This window comes from Caballeronia insecticola (genome assembly GCF_000402035.1).
Classification (GTDB): domain Bacteria; phylum Pseudomonadota; class Gammaproteobacteria; order Burkholderiales; family Burkholderiaceae; genus Caballeronia; species Caballeronia insecticola.
In genome coordinates, this window is sequence record NC_021294.1 from 340,741 (window position 1) to 357,633 (window position 16,893).

Annotated in this window: 16 protein-coding genes; 8 read left to right on the plus strand and 8 right to left on the minus strand. The window is 63.2% G+C overall.

What is annotated here, in order from left to right:
- Positions 1–364: 364 nt before the first annotated feature.
- The 3 genes from BRPE64_RS15660 to BRPE64_RS15670 all read right to left on the minus strand — a co-directional run bounded on the left by BRPE64_RS15660 (position 365) and on the right by BRPE64_RS15670 (position 1,558).
- Positions 365–679 (minus strand): hypothetical protein, encoded by a 315-nt coding sequence (locus tag BRPE64_RS15660; protein WP_016354432.1) that lies wholly within the window; start codon positions 677–679, stop codon positions 365–367.
- A gap of 109 nt (positions 680–788) precedes the next feature.
- Complete coding sequence (locus tag BRPE64_RS15665) at positions 789–1,193, minus strand: DUF6232 family protein (RefSeq protein WP_016354433.1); 405 nt, start codon at positions 1,191–1,193, stop codon at positions 789–791.
- A 128-nt stretch (positions 1,194–1,321) separates the two neighbouring features.
- On the minus strand, positions 1,322–1,558 hold the full coding sequence (locus BRPE64_RS15670) for a hypothetical protein (RefSeq protein WP_016354434.1): 237 nt from the start codon (positions 1,556–1,558) through the stop codon (positions 1,322–1,324).
- A 311-nt stretch (positions 1,559–1,869) separates the two neighbouring features.
- Between BRPE64_RS15670 and BRPE64_RS15675 the strand changes: the two genes are divergently transcribed.
- From BRPE64_RS15675 to BRPE64_RS15690, 4 genes are all read left to right on the plus strand, one after another.
- Complete coding sequence (locus BRPE64_RS15675; protein WP_016354435.1) at positions 1,870–2,163, plus strand: ArsR/SmtB family transcription factor; 294 nt, start codon at positions 1,870–1,872, stop codon at positions 2,161–2,163.
- Positions 2,164–2,220: 57 nt separating this feature from the next.
- A complete protein-coding gene (locus tag BRPE64_RS15680) occupies positions 2,221–3,282 on the plus strand; it encodes an alkene reductase (RefSeq protein ID WP_016354436.1) in 1,062 nt (353 codons plus the stop codon).
- A 252-nt stretch (positions 3,283–3,534) separates the two neighbouring features.
- Positions 3,535–5,226, plus strand: a complete 1,692-nt coding sequence (gene aspT / locus BRPE64_RS15685) for an aspartate-alanine antiporter (protein WP_016354437.1) — start codon at positions 3,535–3,537, stop codon at positions 5,224–5,226.
- 51 nt (positions 5,227–5,277) lie between these two features.
- Positions 5,278–6,927 carry a bifunctional aspartate transaminase/aspartate 4-decarboxylase gene (locus BRPE64_RS15690; RefSeq protein ID WP_016354438.1) on the plus strand — a complete coding sequence of 550 codons (1,650 nt, stop codon included), beginning with the start codon at positions 5,278–5,280 and terminating at the stop codon, positions 6,925–6,927.
- 98 nt (positions 6,928–7,025) lie between these two features.
- On the opposite strand, the gene BRPE64_RS15695 is transcribed toward BRPE64_RS15690, so the two are convergent.
- The gene (locus BRPE64_RS15695; protein WP_016354439.1) at positions 7,026–8,201 is read right to left on the minus strand and encodes a porin; all 1,176 of its coding nucleotides are present in this window, start codon (positions 8,199–8,201) and stop codon (positions 7,026–7,028) included.
- Positions 8,202–8,448: 247 nt separating this feature from the next.
- On the opposite strand from BRPE64_RS15695, the gene BRPE64_RS15700 reads away from it, so the two are divergent.
- Positions 8,449–8,817 (plus strand): nuclear transport factor 2 family protein, encoded by a 369-nt coding sequence (locus tag BRPE64_RS15700; protein WP_016354440.1) that lies wholly within the window; start codon positions 8,449–8,451, stop codon positions 8,815–8,817.
- Between the two features lie 94 nt (positions 8,818–8,911).
- Here the strand turns inward: BRPE64_RS15700 and BRPE64_RS15705 are convergent, their stop codons facing one another.
- The 3 genes from BRPE64_RS15705 to BRPE64_RS15715 form a co-directional block, all read right to left on the minus strand.
- Complete coding sequence (locus tag BRPE64_RS15705) at positions 8,912–10,027, minus strand: succinylglutamate desuccinylase/aspartoacylase family protein (RefSeq protein WP_044042682.1); 1,116 nt, start codon at positions 10,025–10,027, stop codon at positions 8,912–8,914.
- A gap of 229 nt (positions 10,028–10,256) precedes the next feature.
- On the minus strand, positions 10,257–11,051 hold the full coding sequence (locus BRPE64_RS15710) for an ABC transporter substrate-binding protein (RefSeq protein ID WP_016354442.1): 795 nt from the start codon (positions 11,049–11,051) through the stop codon (positions 10,257–10,259).
- A gap of 205 nt (positions 11,052–11,256) precedes the next feature.
- Positions 11,257–12,783 carry an MDR family MFS transporter gene (locus tag BRPE64_RS15715; RefSeq protein WP_016354444.1) on the minus strand — a complete coding sequence of 509 codons (1,527 nt, stop codon included), beginning with the start codon at positions 12,781–12,783 and terminating at the stop codon, positions 11,257–11,259.
- 133 nt (positions 12,784–12,916) lie between these two features.
- Here BRPE64_RS15715 and BRPE64_RS15720 point away from each other — a divergent pair, with 133 nt between their 5' ends.
- The 3 genes from BRPE64_RS15720 to BRPE64_RS15730 all read left to right on the plus strand — a co-directional run bounded on the left by BRPE64_RS15720 (position 12,917) and on the right by BRPE64_RS15730 (position 16,090).
- Positions 12,917–13,594, plus strand: a complete 678-nt coding sequence (locus BRPE64_RS15720; RefSeq protein WP_051180491.1) for a TetR/AcrR family transcriptional regulator — start codon at positions 12,917–12,919, stop codon at positions 13,592–13,594.
- A 90-nt stretch (positions 13,595–13,684) separates the two neighbouring features.
- Positions 13,685–15,097: an MFS transporter gene (locus tag BRPE64_RS15725; RefSeq protein WP_016354446.1), complete on the plus strand. Its 1,413-nt coding sequence runs from the start codon at positions 13,685–13,687 to the stop codon at positions 15,095–15,097.
- A 96-nt stretch (positions 15,098–15,193) separates the two neighbouring features.
- A complete protein-coding gene (locus tag BRPE64_RS15730; protein ID WP_016354447.1) occupies positions 15,194–16,090 on the plus strand; it encodes a hypothetical protein in 897 nt (298 codons plus the stop codon).
- 7 nt (positions 16,091–16,097) lie between these two features.
- Here BRPE64_RS15730 and BRPE64_RS15735 read toward each other — a convergent pair whose 3' ends face one another.
- The gene (locus BRPE64_RS15735) at positions 16,098–16,823 is read right to left on the minus strand and encodes a TetR/AcrR family transcriptional regulator (protein WP_016354448.1); all 726 of its coding nucleotides are present in this window, start codon (positions 16,821–16,823) and stop codon (positions 16,098–16,100) included.
- Between the last annotated feature and the right edge of the window lie 70 nt (positions 16,824–16,893).

Genomic DNA, 16,893 nt, shown 5'->3' on the forward strand with positions numbered 1-16,893 from the left:
GTCCAACGATCGGAGCGCAAGCTCGCCGCCATAGGCGACATTTTGGGCCGCTGTTGGTAGCGTTTTTCTGCGCTCTCGTGGGTCGTATCGTTACTTCTTTTAATAATTAGTATAACGAAACGTATGGACTGGTCGAAGCGGTCACATCTGACGGCTCGAACGTGACCGTTTGACTCTTCGTACCTTGGACGAGCGGCGTGTCACGCGCCATGTAACACCAGCTACGGCTAGCTCTGCCGCCGTGCCTACGGCCGGCCCACAACCCTTAGCGGACCTATATGCCGGCACGCCGAAGTCGAGCAAGGCCCGGCTGCTCCTCAAGCTCCCTGAGACGCTCCGATACAGTCATCGCACGAAGAAACCTTCACCGCCGCACAACCCGCGTCACGCGTCCCAGCGTCGCGTTCGGAAAATGCGTGGTGAGCATGCCGATGACATCGTTAATATCCACACGATCCGTCTCGACATAAAGCGTAGTGCAATCGTGGCGACGGCTTATCTGCACGACGAACGCCTGCGTCCCCGCGCCGAACGCGTGCGCGAGAAGATTGCGCGCAGGCTCGGAGTTCAATCCCGGCACGGTCAGATCAAAACTCAGCGAATGACGCGCAATACGACGATGCGGCGAGCCGCCGTTCTGCGTATGAGAAAGGGCGGACGAATCGGATGTACGGTACATCGATGAAAGCCGCTGTTCGCGGCTCGAAGTGGCAACGCATTCACTCTAGCGCGGCACACCTAAAAGCCGGGCTAAAGAAACGCGCCGCCGCATAAACGCGGCATCAAGATCACGCTTGCGGTTTCGCCGCCGTGCTTGCGGCGTGCTTGCCGACAGCATCGCCGACGAGCGCCGCGACCTTGTCGGCGAATTCCTGATCTTTCGTAATAAGCACTTCGCGCTCGCCCTCGGGTGTGGCGACCATCAACTGGAAAATGACGTCCTGCGTGATCCACGTCAGATAGCCGACCACGGCGATCATCACGCCGAGCACGAGTGCCGCGCCCGAGCCGGTCACAATGCCCGCGACCAGCGCGACCGCCCCGATCAGCGCGATGATCACGGGCAGCGGCTTCTGGCGCGGAATCCTGACGACGCGGGCGGCGCGCAGATCGCGCATGGGAATCATCTGGCCGGAAGCCGACAGGCCGGCGCGCGAAAGCGTGACACCGCGTTCGTTGAAGGGAGTATCCATAAGCGTTGCGTAGTCTTTTCGACAGGCGGAAACCGGGCAGGTTACCAGACCGCGCGGCACAGAGGCCGATTTGCGGTGCGGCGTATGGCGCCGCGTCAATATCCGCGCGATTACACAACGCTTCGGCGCTAAGACGGAATCAAAGCGATAGGAAAAGGCGGCAGAGGCAAGTCGTCGCCATCGATGAACGCGGTCGCGCATCGAACGGCAAACCCGAGCGCGCCGTCCTTGCTCACGAACGCGCCTAGCGTGCCGAGCGAGGTCGCGTGCCCGTCTTCCTCCAGAATCGACGCTGTTGCAACGAACGCATTGCCAACGCGCGTGACAGAGGGCTGAAACGCCGCTCCGCGATGGTAGATGATCATTGTTTTTCCAGGCGAGGCAATCGACTCCGGGCGCTATCAGCACGCCGTTCATCGACCACCGTTTGGATCGGCTGTTACATTCCGTAGGAGGAAAGCCTAATCGTTTGGTTTTTGTTCAGGCATTGGTTTTAAGCTTTTTTACTTTTCTTCCGCATGCACTTACGTGCCGTGTTTTGGGATAGCCGAGCAGGATAGCCATGCGCGCCCACACGTTTGCACTTGCATATCGGAAATTTACGATATATGATTCGCCACAAGACGATTCGGGTGGGAGGCAGTTTCCATCCGCCGTCAGTCGCACGAGCAACGAAATGGACATCGACGCAATTCACAAGGCCCTCGCCAATCCCCTTCGCCGCGAGATTCTCGAATGGCTGAAGGAGCCGGAGCAGCATTTCCCTGAACAGGAACTGCCGCACCTGCATGGTGTTTGCGCGGGTCAGATCGATGGGCGCTGCGGAATGTCGCAGTCCACCGTTTCCGCGCATCTTTCCGTTTTGCAAAAGGCCGGACTCGTCACCACGAAGCGCGTCGGACAGTGGGTGTTCTTCAAGCGCGACGAAGCCATGATCCAGGCGTTTCGCGATTCCATCGGGAATCTGTGAGCGTTGTGGTCATCGTACGGTGAAAGGCTGCTTACCATTTCATTAGGACACCAATTCATGTCGAATCTCTTCGATCCGCTCAAAGTGGGCGCGCTGACGCTCAAGAACCGCATCGTCATGGCGCCGCTCACGCGTCAACGCGCAGGCGTCGAGCGTGTACCGAACGCGCTGATGGCGCAGTACTACGCGGACCGCGCATCGGCCGGTCTGATTCTGAGCGAGGCGACTTCGGTCACGCCGCAAGGCGTCGGCTACGCGGACACGCCGGGCATCTGGTCCGACGAACAAGTCGAAGGCTGGAAGCTCGTCACGAAAGCCGTGCACGACGCAGGCGGCAAGATCATGCTGCAACTGTGGCACGTGGGCCGCATTTCCGATCCGGTGTTCCTGAACGGCGAACTGCCGGTCGCGCCGAGCGCCATCGCGGCGGGCGGGCACGTGAGCCTCGTGCGTCCGCAGCGTCCGTTCGTGACGCCGCGCGCGCTCGAATTCGATGAAATCGCCGGCGTGGTCGCCGCCTTCCGCAAGGGCGCGGAGAACGCGAAGCGCGCGGGCTTCGACGGCGTGGAGGTTCACGGCGCGAACGGTTATTTGCTCGACCAGTTCCTGCAGGACAGCACCAACAAGCGCACCGATATCTATGGCGGCAGCATCGAAAATCGCGCGCGTCTGCTGCTCGAAGTCGTCGATCAGGCGATCGACGTGTGGGGCGCAGATCGTGTCGGCGTGCATCTCGCACCGCGCGCCGATTCGCACACGATGGGCGACAGCGACCGCGCCGCGACCTTCGGCTATGTCGCGCGTGAACTCGGCCGCCGCAAGATCGCGTTCATCGCGGCGCGTGAGCACGAAGCCGACGACAGCCTCGGACCGCAACTGAAGAAGGCATTCGGTGGCGTGTATATCGTCAACGAAGGATTCTCGAAGGCGAGCGCCGAGGCCATCATCAAACGCGGCGACGCCGACGCCGTGGCCTGGGGCAAGCAGTTCATCGCGAACGCTGATCTCGTGCGCCGCTTCGAACAGGACGCGCCGCTCAACGATTGGGATTCGTCGACGTTCTATGCGCCGGGCGCGAAGGGCTACACGGACTACCCGCTGCTCGAAACCACGGAATAAGCGGCTTCGTTTCTGGCGTCGAATCAGTAAAAAACAGCGGCTCCGGCCGCTGTTTTTTCGTCTGCGGGGCGCGTTGACGCAACAGTGCGAGATAAGCATATCGCGCTCTGCAATAAAGCAAAAAAGTCGCCCCGCATCGATTCCCGCTCTCGAAAATAGTGTATTGGTGAGCCCAGAGTCCATCGAGGCGTGTCTGACCGCGCCCGATGCATTCTTGCCTGATCGACGTTCACTGTTTCGAAAGGAGCGGCTATGTCATGGCTTACCGAAACACTGCGCAGCTATCCGGAGATTGCCGTCTTTCTGTCGCTCGGGGTGGGCTACTGGGTCGGCGGGAAAAGCTTCAAGGGTTTCAGTCTCGGCGCAGTCACGGCGACGCTGCTCGCTGCCATCGCCATCGGGCAGCTCGGCATCACGATCTCGCCTAACGTCAAATCCGTCTTCTTTCTGATGTTTCTGTTCGCCGTCGGTTACGGCGTCGGTCCGCAATTCGTGCGCGGCATCGCGAAGGACGGCCTGCCGCAGGCGCTCTTCTCGGTGATCCTGTGCGTGCTGTGTCTCGCGGCGCCGTATCTCGCCGCGAAGGTGGCGGGTTACGACGTCGGTTCCGCGGCGGGTCTCTTCGCCGGCTCGCAGACCATCTCGGCATCGATGGGCCTCGCCACCGACGCCATCAATCGTCTCGGCCTGCCGCCCGACGAGGCGAAGGCGCTGCTCGACGCGATGCCCACTGCCTACGCCGTCACCTATATCTACGGCACGATCGGCTCCGCGCTGATTCTCGCGATGCTCGGCCCGAAGCTGCTCGGCATCGATCTCGTGCAGGCATGCAAGGACTACGAGGCGAAGATGGGCGGCGGCGGCGAACTCGGCGGCGACGGCTCGGCGTGGCATCAGTTCACGTTGCGCGCGTATCGCGTGGCGGAAGGCGGGCGCGTGGTGGGTCTGACCGTGGCGGAGGCCGAAGCACTCGAACCGGCCGGCACGCGTCTGTTCATCGAGCGTATCCGGCGCGGCGGCGAAATTCGCGATGCGACGACCGAAGATGTCCTGCAGGCCGGCGATGTCGTCGCGGTCGCGGGGCGGCGCCAGCAACTCGTCGATATTCTGGGCGGCGTCGCAACCGAAGTGGACGATGCCGAACTCCTCGCCGTGCCGGTCGAAGGCGTCGACATCTATGTGACGAACAAGGAGGTCGAGTCGAAGACGCTCGCGGAACTCGCGCAGATGCCGGGCGCGCGCGGCGTGTTTCTCCGCAAGATCAAGCGCGGGGCCACCGAAACGCCCATTCCAGTGTTGCCGAGCACGAAGCTGCAACGCGGCGACACCATCACGCTGGTCGGGCGCACGCAGGACACCACCGCGGTCGCGAAGCGGATCGGCGTGATCGATCGTCCGACCGACGTCGCCGACATGGCCTTCACGGGTCTCGCCATCACGCTCGGCGCGCTCGTCGGTGCAATCGTGATCCGCGCGGGCGGCATTCCGATCACGCTGTCGACGGCGGGCGGCGCGCTGATCGCGGGCATCGTGTTCGGCTGGCTGCGCGCGATTCATCCGACCTTCGGACGCATTCCCGCGCCGACGCTGTGGTTCATGAACTCCGTCGGGCTGAACGTGTTTATCGCGGTGGTGGGCATCACGGCGGGGCCGGGCTTTGTCGCCGGCCTGCAGAAGCTCGGCGTGAGCCTGTTTCTGTGGGGCATCTTCGCGTCGTCGGTGCCGCTCATCATCGGCATGTATATCGCCAAGTACGTGTTCAGGTTCGATCCGGCACTGCTGCTCGGCATCTGCGCGGGCGCGCGCACCACGACCGCCGCGCTCGGCATGCTGTGCGACGCGGCGAAGAGTCAGGTTCCCGGGCTCGGCTATACGGTCACTTACGCGGTCGGCAATACGCTGCTCACGATCTGGGGCATGGTGATGGTCATGCTTCTCAGTTGACGCGCTGCGCTCTCATCGAACGTCATTGCTCACTTTTTCTGGAGGTGTTGGATGGCAAAGTCCTCGAAATCCGCTTCCGACGATCGCGCCGCGATGGCGTCGCTCAGTCCTTTCGAACTGAAGGACGAACTCATCAAGGCGGCGGGCGGCGGCGCGGTCGAGCGCCCGGCGAATCTCTCGATGCTCAACGCCGGCCGCGGCAATCCAAACTTTCTCGCGACGATCCCGCGCCACGGCTTCTGGCAACTCGGCCTCTTCGCGATGCGCGAGTCGGAGCGGTCCTTCGCGTACATGCCCGAAGGGCTCGGCGGTTTTCCGAAGCGTGACGGGATCGAAGAGCGCTTCGAGATTTTCGCGCGCGAGTTCAAAGGCACGCCGGGCATCGCGTTTCTCGCCGGCGCCGTCTCTTATGTGCGCGATCAGCTCGGCCTCAATGCGGGCGACTTTCTCTACGAGATGTGCGAAGGCATTCTCGCGTGCAACTATCCGGTGCCGGATCGCATGCTGAAGCTTTCGGAAATCATCGTCGGGCAATATCTGCGGCGCGAGATGATCGGCAATCATCCGTTCGTCGGCGACTTCGACATCTTCGCGGTCGAAGGCGGCACCGCGGCCATGACGTACATCTTCAACACGATGCGCGAGAACTTCCTGATCGAGCCGGGCGACACCATCGCGCTCGGCTCGCCGATCTTCACGCCGTATATCGAGATTCCGCGCCTGAACGACTACAAGCTCAATGTCGTCAATCTCGATGCCGATGTCGCCAACGGCTGGCAATATTCGAAGGCGGAACTCGACAAGCTGCGCGACCCGAAGGTGAAGGCATTCTTCCTCGTGAATCCGAGCAATCCGCCGTCGGTGAAGATGGATACGGAGAGCCTCGAATACATTGCGGAGATCGTGAAAGAGCGGCCCGATCTGATTCTTCTCACCGACGATGTCTACGGCACCTTCGCCGACGACTTCGTCTCGCTCTTCGGCCTGTGTCCCGAGAATACGATTCTCGTCTACTCGTACTCGAAGTATTTCGGCGCAACCGGCTGGCGTCTGGGCACGATCGCGACGCATCGCCACAACGTGCTCGACCGGCTGCTCGCCGAATTGCCGAAGGACAAGAAGGAGGAGTTGCACGAGCGTTACGAATCGATCACGACCGAGCCCGACAAGCTCAAGTTCATCGATCGTCTGGTGGCGGACAGCCGCACGGTCGCGCTGAACCATACGGCGGGGTTGTCGACGCCGCAGCAGGTGCAGATGGTTTTGTTCTCGCTGTTCTCGCTGATGGACACGCCCGACGCCTACAAGAACGCGCTCAAGCGCCTGATCCGCAACCGCAAGGCGGCGCTGTACCGGGAGATCGGCATTACGCCGGAAGCGGACGACGAGAACAAGGTCGACTACTACTCGATCCTCGACCTCGAATATCTCGGCGAGAAACGGCATGGGCGCGATCTCGTCGATTGGGTCATGAAGAACACCGAGCCTTCGGAAATCCTCTTCAGGCTCGCGAAGGAAGCGCGGGTCGTGCTGCTGCCGGGGCGCGGCTTCGGCACGCAGCATCCGTCGGGGCGCGTGTCGCTCGCGAATCTGAACGAGAGCGACTATATGCAGATCGGCCGCGCGATCCGCAAGCTGATGGACGAGTACATCGAGCGTTTCAACGCGCAGTCGGGGAAGAAGTCGGACAAGAAGAAGTAATCGCGTGACGCCATAAAAATCGGGCCGCCAGGAAACTTAAGGCGGCCCGATTCGTTTTGCGAACGTGCTTTGTCAGCACGTCCGCGGATGTAACGCGATCAGAACTTGTGACGAATGCCGACGCGGAACGCGAGCTGATTGTTCTCGCCCAGGCCCGAGCTGCCGAAATAGCTCGTCGCCGAACCGATCTGCGCCTGATTCTCGACGCCGTTGTTCGAGCCCGAAGCCTTCTGGTAGATCGCGAGCGCGTAGACATCGGTGCGCTTCGAAAGCGCGTAGTCCACGCTCGCGTCGACCTGGTGCCAGTGGCCCTTGAAGTTGTCGGTCAGGTCCATGTACGTGTAACCGAGACCGGCCGTCAGCGCCGAGGTGAAGTTGTACTTGCCGCCGATATCGAACGCGTTGAGCTTGGAGCTCGCGCCGGTGATCGGCTCGAAGCGCGTGTTGGTCCAGAGGCCGAAGACCGTCGCGGCGCCGAACGCGTAGTTCGCGCCGATACCGAACGTGCGCAAGTCCTTCGTGCCGCCGGTCGCGATGTTCGCGAGGTTCGTGCTGAACGCCGGCGTCGCCGCGCCCGGATAGTGGATGTCGGTGTACGCCGCGCCGATGCCGAACGGACCCGCCTTGTAGTTCAAACCGAAGCTGTAGGCACGCGACGAACCGGCGACGGTCGTCGTGCCGACGGTCGTGTTCGGTGCGCCCGCGAATGCGCCGGCCTGATTCGAGAAGCCGTACATCGCACCGAACGTCACGCCGTAGAAGCTCGCGCTGCTGAACTTGACCGCGTTGTTGATGCGGCTCGACGTCAACTGATCGACGTCGTTGATGTGGTAAGCATAGTTGCCCGCGACGGTCTGGCCGCCGATCGAGTAGTTGCCGCCGAGGTAGTCGGTCGAGAACGAGTATTGACGGCCGAACGTGAGCGAGCCGACGTCGTTCTTCGCGATACCGACATATGCCTGACGGCCGAATTCCGCGCCGCCCTGACCGAGCGTGCCGGTGCCGCTGTTGAAGCCGTTCTCCAACGTGAAGATCGCCTTCAGGCCGCCGCCCAGGTCTTCCGAGCCTTTGAGGCCCCAGCGGCTGCCTTGCGCGACGCCGTCGTCGTACTTGACGAGCGAATCGCTGCCACCGGTGCGGGCGGCGTTGTTGACGTAGCTGATACCCGCGTCGATGATGCCGTACAAGGTGACGCTGCTTTGTGCGTGCGCGGACGTGGCGGCGGTGGCGGCAAATGCGGCGAGCGCGGCGGTCGCCAAGATGTTCTTCTTCAAAACAAGCTCCGTGGTTGATTCGCGGTGTGGTGATGACGATGTCTGCGAGGCGTCGCGCTCTGACGGCGCGTGGCGGCGACGGGCGCAAATGTAGCGTTCGCCGAAGAAAGAAATATGACAGCGCTTTCAGCGCGCTTGCGGTGTGTCGCGGCTACAACGGGGCTGGCGGAACGCGGGCGGGCATGCGCGGCGATGCGCCGGTATCCTTGCGGTTCCACAGAAGACCCGACAGGAAGCAAGCGAAATCATGGACGAGACCGGAATCCGCGCACTGGAAGAGCGCCTGAAGCAGGCGATGTTGAAGTCGGACGTGGCGGCGCTGGACGCGCTGCTCGCCGACGACCTGAGTTTCGTCGATGCGACCGGCAAGGTCTGGACGAAAGCGGACGATCTGAACGGGCATCGCTACGGCATGCAGCGCATCGAGAAGATCGATGTCGAAGAGCAGAGCGTGCGGGTGTACGGCGCCTTCGCGGTGACCGTCACGCGCGTGGCGCTTTCGGGGACGTTCGCGGGTGCGCCGTTCGCGGGCAGCCTGCGCTACACGCGAACCTGGGGCGACATTGGCGGGACATGGCGTGTCGTGGCCGCGCAATGCGGCCTCGCGCCGTTCTGAGGCGGCGCGACGGCGGTTATCGTCATCACCGGATCATTCGGCGGGCGGCGAAATCGACGAGCCCGCCGCCAGGCCGAACGGAAGGCCAGCGTGCTCAGGCCGAGAGCAGCGATCCCGTGCGATACGCCTTCGCGCCCGCGATGCGCGCGACTTCGAGCCCCGCCGACGCGAAACGCATGATGTGCCGCGCGTACATCACGCCCGAGGTCGTGCATTTGAGCGTGGTGACGGTGTCGGTGAGCGGATCGACGACGTCCGCGATCGGCTCGCCGGCCTCAATGAACGCGCCCACTTGCGCGCGGAACACGAGCACGCCCGACACCGGCGCGACGATCGGCTCTGCACCCGCGAGCGGCGTGGCCGGAAACGCGAGCGGCGGCTGTTCGGGCACGGGCGCATCGATTACGCCGCGCTGAATCAGATAATTGACGATGCCTTGCGCGTCTTTCTCGGCGAGTTCATACGACACGTCATGCTGGCTGCGCAATTCCACCGTCACCGAAATGCCGGCGTTCGGAATCGGGAAACGCTCGCCATAACGCTGGCGCAGGTCCGACCAGCAGAAGCTGTGAATCTCGTCGAACGGATTGCCGACCGAATTCAGCGCGAGCAACGACGCTTTCGCGTCGAGATAGCGCGCGAGCGGCTCGACTTCGTCCCAAATATCCGGATTCGTGTAGAGATGCAGCGCGGCGTCGAGATCGCAGTGCAGGTCGAGCACGACATCGGCATCGAAGGACAGCTTCTGAAGCGCGAGGCGTTGCGATTCGAGCTCGGTGTGCGGCGTTTGCTCGTCGAGCGCCTCTTTCATCGCGGCGCGCACGGCGAGCTTGTTCGCCTCGGCATCCGCGCCGAGGCGCGCTTCGATGCGCGGCGCGACCAGCGCGGCGAGATCGTGGAAATTGCGGTTGAAGTTGTGGCCGCTGTTGGTCTCGAAGCGGCCCATCAACTGGCCGTGCAGGAACTGGTTCAGGCCGATCGGATTCGGCACCGGCACGATCACCACTTCGCCGCGCAGCTTGCCCGCAGCCTCGAATTCGGCGAGATGGCGGCGCAGACGCCACGCGACGAGCATGCCGGGCAGTTCGTCCGCATGCAACGAGGACTGGATATAGATTTTCTGGCCGCCGCCGGGGCCGTAGTGAAAGCTCGTGATGGTGCGGGAAGTGCCGAGCGTCGGCGAGATCAGGGGATGGGTTTTGGTTTGCATGTTGGTCGCGCGCACGCGAATGCGCGGGTCTTGCCTCTGGAAATTGCCGGACGCCGCGGTGTCTCCTTCCGCAGGCGTCGTCTTGAATGGTCCGGGACGTTCGATCTTAGCCGAAATCGGCGCCGCAGACGGGCCGCAAACGGGCCGCAAAAAGGAAACGGGCTCCGCGCCTTGAAGCGCGGAGCCCGTTTTGCCGGCTTTTCAGCCTGTCAGGCGTTGAGCGTGCGGCTTAGCTGCCGTACACGTCGAAGTCGAAATACTTCTTCTCGAGCTTCTTGTAGGTGCCGTCCTTGATGATGTCGGCGATCGCCTTGTCGATCTGCGTCTTGAGATCCGTGTCTTCCTTGCGCAGACCGATGCCCGCGCCGTTGCCGAGGATCTTCGGATCGACGATATCCTTGCCCGCGAAGTCGAAACCGTTGCCGCGCGGCGTCTTCAGGAAGCCGATTTCGGCTTGCACGGCGTCTTGCAGCGCTGCGTCGAGGCGGCCCGAGGTCAGATCGGCGTACACCTGATCCTGATTCTGGTACGGCGTGACCGTCACGCCCTTCGGCGCCCAGTAGGTTTTCGCGTAGGTTTCCTGGATCGTGCCTTGTTCGACGCCAACGTTCTTGCCCTTCAGGCTGTCAGCCGTCGGCAGAATGTTGCTGCCCTTTTTCGCGACGAGGCGCGTCGGCGTGTTGAAGAGCTTGCTCGAGAAGGCGATTTGCTCGGCGCGTTGCGGCGTCATGGACATCGACGAGAGCACGCCGTCGAACTTCTTCGCCTTGAGCGCGGGGATCATGCCGTCGAAATCGTTCTCCACCCACACGCACTTGGCTTTCAGGCGCGAGCAGATCTCGTTGCCGAGATCGATGTCGAAACCGACCAGCTTGCCGTCGGAACCTTTCGATTCGAACGGGGGATAGCTTGCATCGACGCCGAAACGGATCGTCGAATAGTCCTTCGCCTGCGCGGACGTGACGGCGGTGAGCGACGTGGCGGCGAGAAGGGACATCGTCAGTGCCGCGAGCAGTTTCTTCACTGTTTTAACTCCAGAGGATGGTCAGTTCAGCCCGGTAGGTCTCGGATCCGGGCGTCCGGCGCTTCGTTGGGCGCCGGAACATATTATTCCGCGGATCGTGTCCGCTCAGAATCGGCAGAAGGTTACCAAGCCAAAAATGTTGGGGACCTAGTGAAAGCCCCGATAGCGGAGGGTTTAGAGCTTTCCTTCGCGTAAGGTTCGAGGCTCACCGTTTCCGGAGCGGATGATCCTTCAGAAACCACGACAGCGCGAACGCGAGCAGCGCGACGCACGCGGCGACGAGATAAACCGTGTGCATCGAACTCGCGAAGGCGTGCAGATAGTCGTCGCGCAGCGCGGCAGGCAGATGCGCGACCGCCTGCGGACCGAGCGATTGCGGCAGTTCCGTGCCCGCCGGCACGAGCGCTTCCAGCCGCCCGCGCAGACTGTTGCTGAAGATCGCGCCGAACGCCGCCACGCCGACCGAGCCGCCGATCGAACGAAACAGCGTCGCGCTGGAGGTGGCCACGCCCATCATCCGGAATTCGACGACGTTCTGCACCGCGAGCACCAGCACCTGCATCACCATGCCGAGCCCGCAGCCCAGGAGCGCCATGTAGAGGTTCATGGTCCAGAGCGGCGTGTCGAGGCGCAGCGTGGAGAGCAGCAGCAGCGCCGTGCTGACGAGCGCCGTGCCCGCGATCGGAAAGAAGCGATACTTGCCGATCCGGCTGATCACGCGTCCGCTCACAATCGACGAGAGCAGCACGCCGCCCATCATCGGCGTGATCTGCAGGCCGGCTTGCGACGGCGTCGAGCCCTTCACGACCTGCAAATAGAGCGGCAGGAACGTGACCGCGCCGAACATTGCGCAGCCGACGATAAAGCCGATCAGCCCCGCCAGCACGAAAGTGCGCTCCTTGAAGAGCGACAGCGGCATGATCGGTTCGGCGGCGAGCCGCTCTTCGTAGACGAAGCCGCCCAGGCAGATAAGCCCGAGCGCGAGCGTGCACCAGAGCTGCGGCGAGGTCCACGGCAGGAGCGTGCCGCCTTCGCTCGTGAACAGGATGATGCAGGTGAGCGCCGCCGCGAGAAAGCCGGCGCCCATATAGTCGACGCGATGGTTGACGTGCGCGGTGTGCGGCTTGAACACGAGCTGGATGACCGCGAGCGCGATCACGCCGAGCGGCAGGTTGATGTAGAAGATCCAGCGCCACGACAGATGCTCGACGAGAAAGCCGCCGACTAGCGGCCCGACGACAGTCGCGAGCCCGTACACGCCGCCGAAAAGGCCCTGAAAGCGGCCGCGCTCGGCGGGCGGGATGACGTCGGCGATGGCGGCCATCGTGACCACCATCAGTCCGCCGCCGCCCAGGCCCTGCAAGGCGCGCAACGCGATCAGCTGCGTCATGTTCTGCGCGATGCCGCAGAGAATCGAGCCGGCGAGGAAAATCAGGATCGACGCTTGCAGCACGACCTTGCGGCCGAACTGATCGCCGAATTTGCCGTAAAGCGGCACGACGATCGTCGAACTGAGCAGATACGACGTAACGACCCACGACAGGTTGTCGAGCCCGCCGAGATCGCCGACGATGGTCGGCAGCGCCGTCGACACGATGGTCTGGTCGAGCGCGCCGAGCAGCATGACGAGCAGAAGCGCCGCGAACAGCAGCCCGACAGGCGGCTTCGTGGCGAGGCCGGTTTCGTCAGGCGGATGCGAGCCCGCGACGGCGGTTTGGTTCAAGGAAGTCATGTTGTCTGTATGCGGTTGTGTTGCGGGCTGTGTTGCCATGTGCGTTTTCGATCCGGTGTGGATTCAACCGGATTGAAATTAATTAACGGGTAAGTTAATATAGCCGTTGACCGACGATCCGTCAATTTGCGAAATGACAAAACAATCAGCCGAAGCGGGCGCGCAGGCGTCCGGCAGTCCTGCGCCGCCGCGAAAGCCCGGCCGGCCGAGCGGCGCGCACGGCGAGCAGGCGCGCACGCGTTTGCTCGATATCGCGCTGGAATTGTTCGCGCGGCAGGGCATCGGCGAGACAACGCTCGGCGCAATCGCGCGCGAGGCCGGCGTCACGCCGGCCATGGTTCACTACTATTTCAAGACCCGCGACCAGCTGCTCGACATGCTGATCGACGAGCGTTTCGTGCCGCTGCGCGCAGAACTCGGGCGCGTATTCAACGATCCGGATTCGGCGCCGGTCGAAACCTTGCGGGCGTTCGTCGAGACGCTCGTGGCGACAGTCGATAAGCATCCGTGGTTCGCGGCGCTCTGGGTGCGCGAGGTGATCAGCGAAGGCGGTCTGCTGCGCCAGCGCATGGCCGCGCGCTTCGGGGCCGAGCACAAGGACCGCGCGGTCGAGCGCATTGCCCAGTGGCAGAAAGAAGGCAAGCTGAATCCGGCGCTGGAGCCGTCGCTCGTGTTCTTGTCGCTGTTCGGGCTGACGGTGTTTCCGCTCGCCACTTCGCGCTGGCGCGGGGAAGGCGAGCGGGCGGTGGGCACGGAGCAACTTGCGCGGCACGTCGTCGCGTTGCTGATGAACGGGATCAAGCCGATCTGAGGCATCGGGCATCGGGCGTTATCCGTCCGGTTAAAATTTGTCCCTCGTTCGCGCCGTCCTGCGCGCAATGCCCGAAGAGGAGACACCCCGATGGCCACATCCCAGACGCCGTACGCCCAGGCGCATCCCGTTACTGCCGGCGGCATTTCTGCGCGGCTCGATCGCTTGCCCGCCACGCGCTCCGTCTGGATGCTCATCGTGCTCCTGAGCCTCGGATTCTTTTTCGAACTCTACGATCTGCTCTATTCGGGCTACGTCGCGCCGGGTCTGGTCCGAAGCGGCATCCTCACGCCGACCACGAGCGGCTTTTTCGGCATGACGGGCGTCGCGAGTTTCATCGCGTCGCTGTTTGCGGGCTTGTTTATCGGCACGATTGCGTGCGGTTTTCTCGCCGACCGCTTCGGACGCCGCGCGATCTTCACCTGGTCGCTGCTGTGGTACACCGGCGCGAACCTCATCATGGCCTTCCAGGACACGGCGACGGGCCTGAACGTCTGGCGCTTCGCCGCGGGCGTGGGCATCGGCGTGGAACTGGTGACGATCGGCACTTACATCTCAGAACTAGCGCCGAAGCACATTCGCGGGCGCGCGTTTGCCTGCGAGCAGGCGGTCGGCTTCATGGCCGTGCCGGTCGTTGCGTTTCTTGCGTATTGGCTCGTGCCGCGCGCGCCGTTCGGCATCGACGGCTGGCGCTGGGTCGTCGTGATCGGCGCGCACGGGGCGCTGTTCGTCTGGTGGATTCGCCGCACGCTGCCGGAAAGCCCGCGCTGGCTCGCGCAGAAGGGCCGTCTCGCTGAAGCCGACCGCGTGATGTGCGCGCTCGAAGAGAAAGTCGCGCGCGAATACGGCAAGCCGCTTCCGCCGCCCGAACCCGCCGTCGATACAACGGACGCGCGCGGCGCCTTCGCCGACATGTGGAAGCCGCCCTACGGCGGCCGCGCCACGATGATGATCATCTTCAACGTGTTCCAGACCGTCGGCTTTTACGGCTTCGCGAACTGGGTGCCGACGCTGCTCGTCAAGCAGGGCATCACGGTGACGTCGAGCCTGATGTATTCCGGGATCATCGCGATTGCCGCGCCCATCGGGCCGATCATCGGACTCGCTATCGCCGATCGCATCGAGCGCAAGACGGCCATCGTCGCGATGGCGGCGCTCAATATCGTGTGCGGGCTGCTGTTCAGCCAGTCGGGCAACGCGGCGTTTCTGATCGCGATGGGCGTCGGGCTCACGCTCTCCAGCAACATCATGTCGTACAGCTACCACGCGTATCAGACCGAGTTGTTCCCGACGAGCATCCGGGCGCGCGCGGTCGGCTTCGTCTATTCGTGGAGCCGCTTCTCGGCGATTTTCACGTCCTTCATCATCGCGGGCGTCCTAAAGGGCTTCGGTACGACGGGCGTGTTCGTGTTCATCGCGTCGGCCATGTTGATCGTGATGGCGGCCATCGGGATCATGGGGCCGAAAACGCGCGACCTCGCGCTGGAGAAGATCTCGCATTGACGCGTCGGGCCGCGTGAAAGGTGCCAGTTGCTGCGTGTTTGCGTCCTGTATGCCAAAATCCGCAGGACGTACCCAAATCGTGGCCGATATTCGCATATGTCCGAAACGATCAACCCACTGGAAGCAGATCATGCGATGCGCAACTGGACGTACCGGTCGACGGGCAAGATTCCGATCGGGTCCGATCTGCACAAGCGCATGTTCTGCGAGATGCTGCTGACGACGCACAATCCGTACAAACCGGCCGTTATCGACTGGCCGAAGCTCGAACCCGCCGCGCTGAAGCGCGTGACCTCGCTGCCGATCTGGGATATCGCCGTGCAGACGGAAGGGCGTGCGTCGATTCGCGTCGCGACTTACGCGGGCATCGTGGAAGACGCGCAACTGCGCGAAGCCATCCGCATGAACGGCGGCGAGGAGGCGCGCCACAAGCTGGTGCTGTCGAAGCTCGTCGAGGCGTACGGCATTGAGCTTGCGCCCGAGCCGCCGTATCCGGCGCCCGCCGACCCGCTGCGCGCGTGGATGCTGACGGGTTACAGCGAATGCATCGACAGTTTCTTCGCGTTCGGTCTCTTCGAAGCCGCGCGCCAGTCCGGTTATTTCCCCGAAGCGCTCGTCGAGACCTTCGAACCGGTCATTCAGGAAGAAGCGCGCCACATTCTCTTTTTTGCGAACTGGGTGGCGTGGTACCGGCGCAGCCTGCCGTGGTATCGCAAGCCGTGGTTTCTGGCGAAGACCGCGAGCGTCTGGTTCTCGCTGATCCGCGATCGAATCTCGCTTGCGCGCGGCTTCGACAAGAGCGGCGCGGCGCAGGACGCGAATTTCCCCGCGAATGTCGGCGACTCGCTTTCGGGCAGCGTGTCAGCGCGTGCGCTGATCGAGATGTGTCTCGTCGAAAACGACCGCCGCATGGGCGGTTACGATGCGCGCCTGTTGCGCCCGACCACCGTGCCCAGGCTCGCGCGTTTCGCGCTGCGCTTCATCAAGAAGTGACGCTGTTTCAATCCGCGGGTTTCGATGCCTCGTCGAAGCGGCGCGAGGCTTCCTCGACTTCCTGCCGGAATTGCGCGAGCGCCGCCAATTGCACGTTCGGCGGCTGTAGTGCCGTCCACAACACTTCCACCAGTTCGTTCGCGGTCGTCTCGATCTGAGTCTGACTCAGGCGGCGCTTCGCAAGCGTCGCGTCCCACAGTACGTGTTCCATCGGCCCGAAGACGAGCGAGCGCAACAGGCGCAGCGGCACGTCGCCGCGCACGTGACCGAGCGCCTGGCCGCGCGCGAGCACGTCCATGAGCGGCGCGGTGTAGCGGCGCTGCAATTCCGTGAGCGTGTCCGACAGATCGTGCTGCTTCGTGCGGCCTTCCGACAGCACCAGCGCACAGAGACCCGTGCCGTTCATCAGCATCAGCCGCAAATGCGTACGCACGATGAACGCGAACTGCTGGCGCACCGAGCCGTCGCGCGGCAGGCCGGTTTCGAAGGCATTGATGATTTCGTCGTACCAGTCGGCGATCACGCGCGCGCACAGTTCGCGCTTGCCGCTGAAATAGCTGAAAACCGTTGCTTCCGAGATGCCCGCCCGCTGCGCGATCTCGGCGCTCGTTGCGGCGTCGTAGCCTTTTTCGGCGAAGACGTCGCGCCCCGCCTGCAGAATGTCCTTCACGCGCTGCTGCGATTTGACTCCGGCGGGCGCGCGGCGGCCGGTGGCGGTGGTTTGCGTCGACATTGTCGGAAAAGTGGCGATGAGCGTGCGGATAAATGTGAGCGTAGCTCAAAAACCTATTGACGGCTAGCCG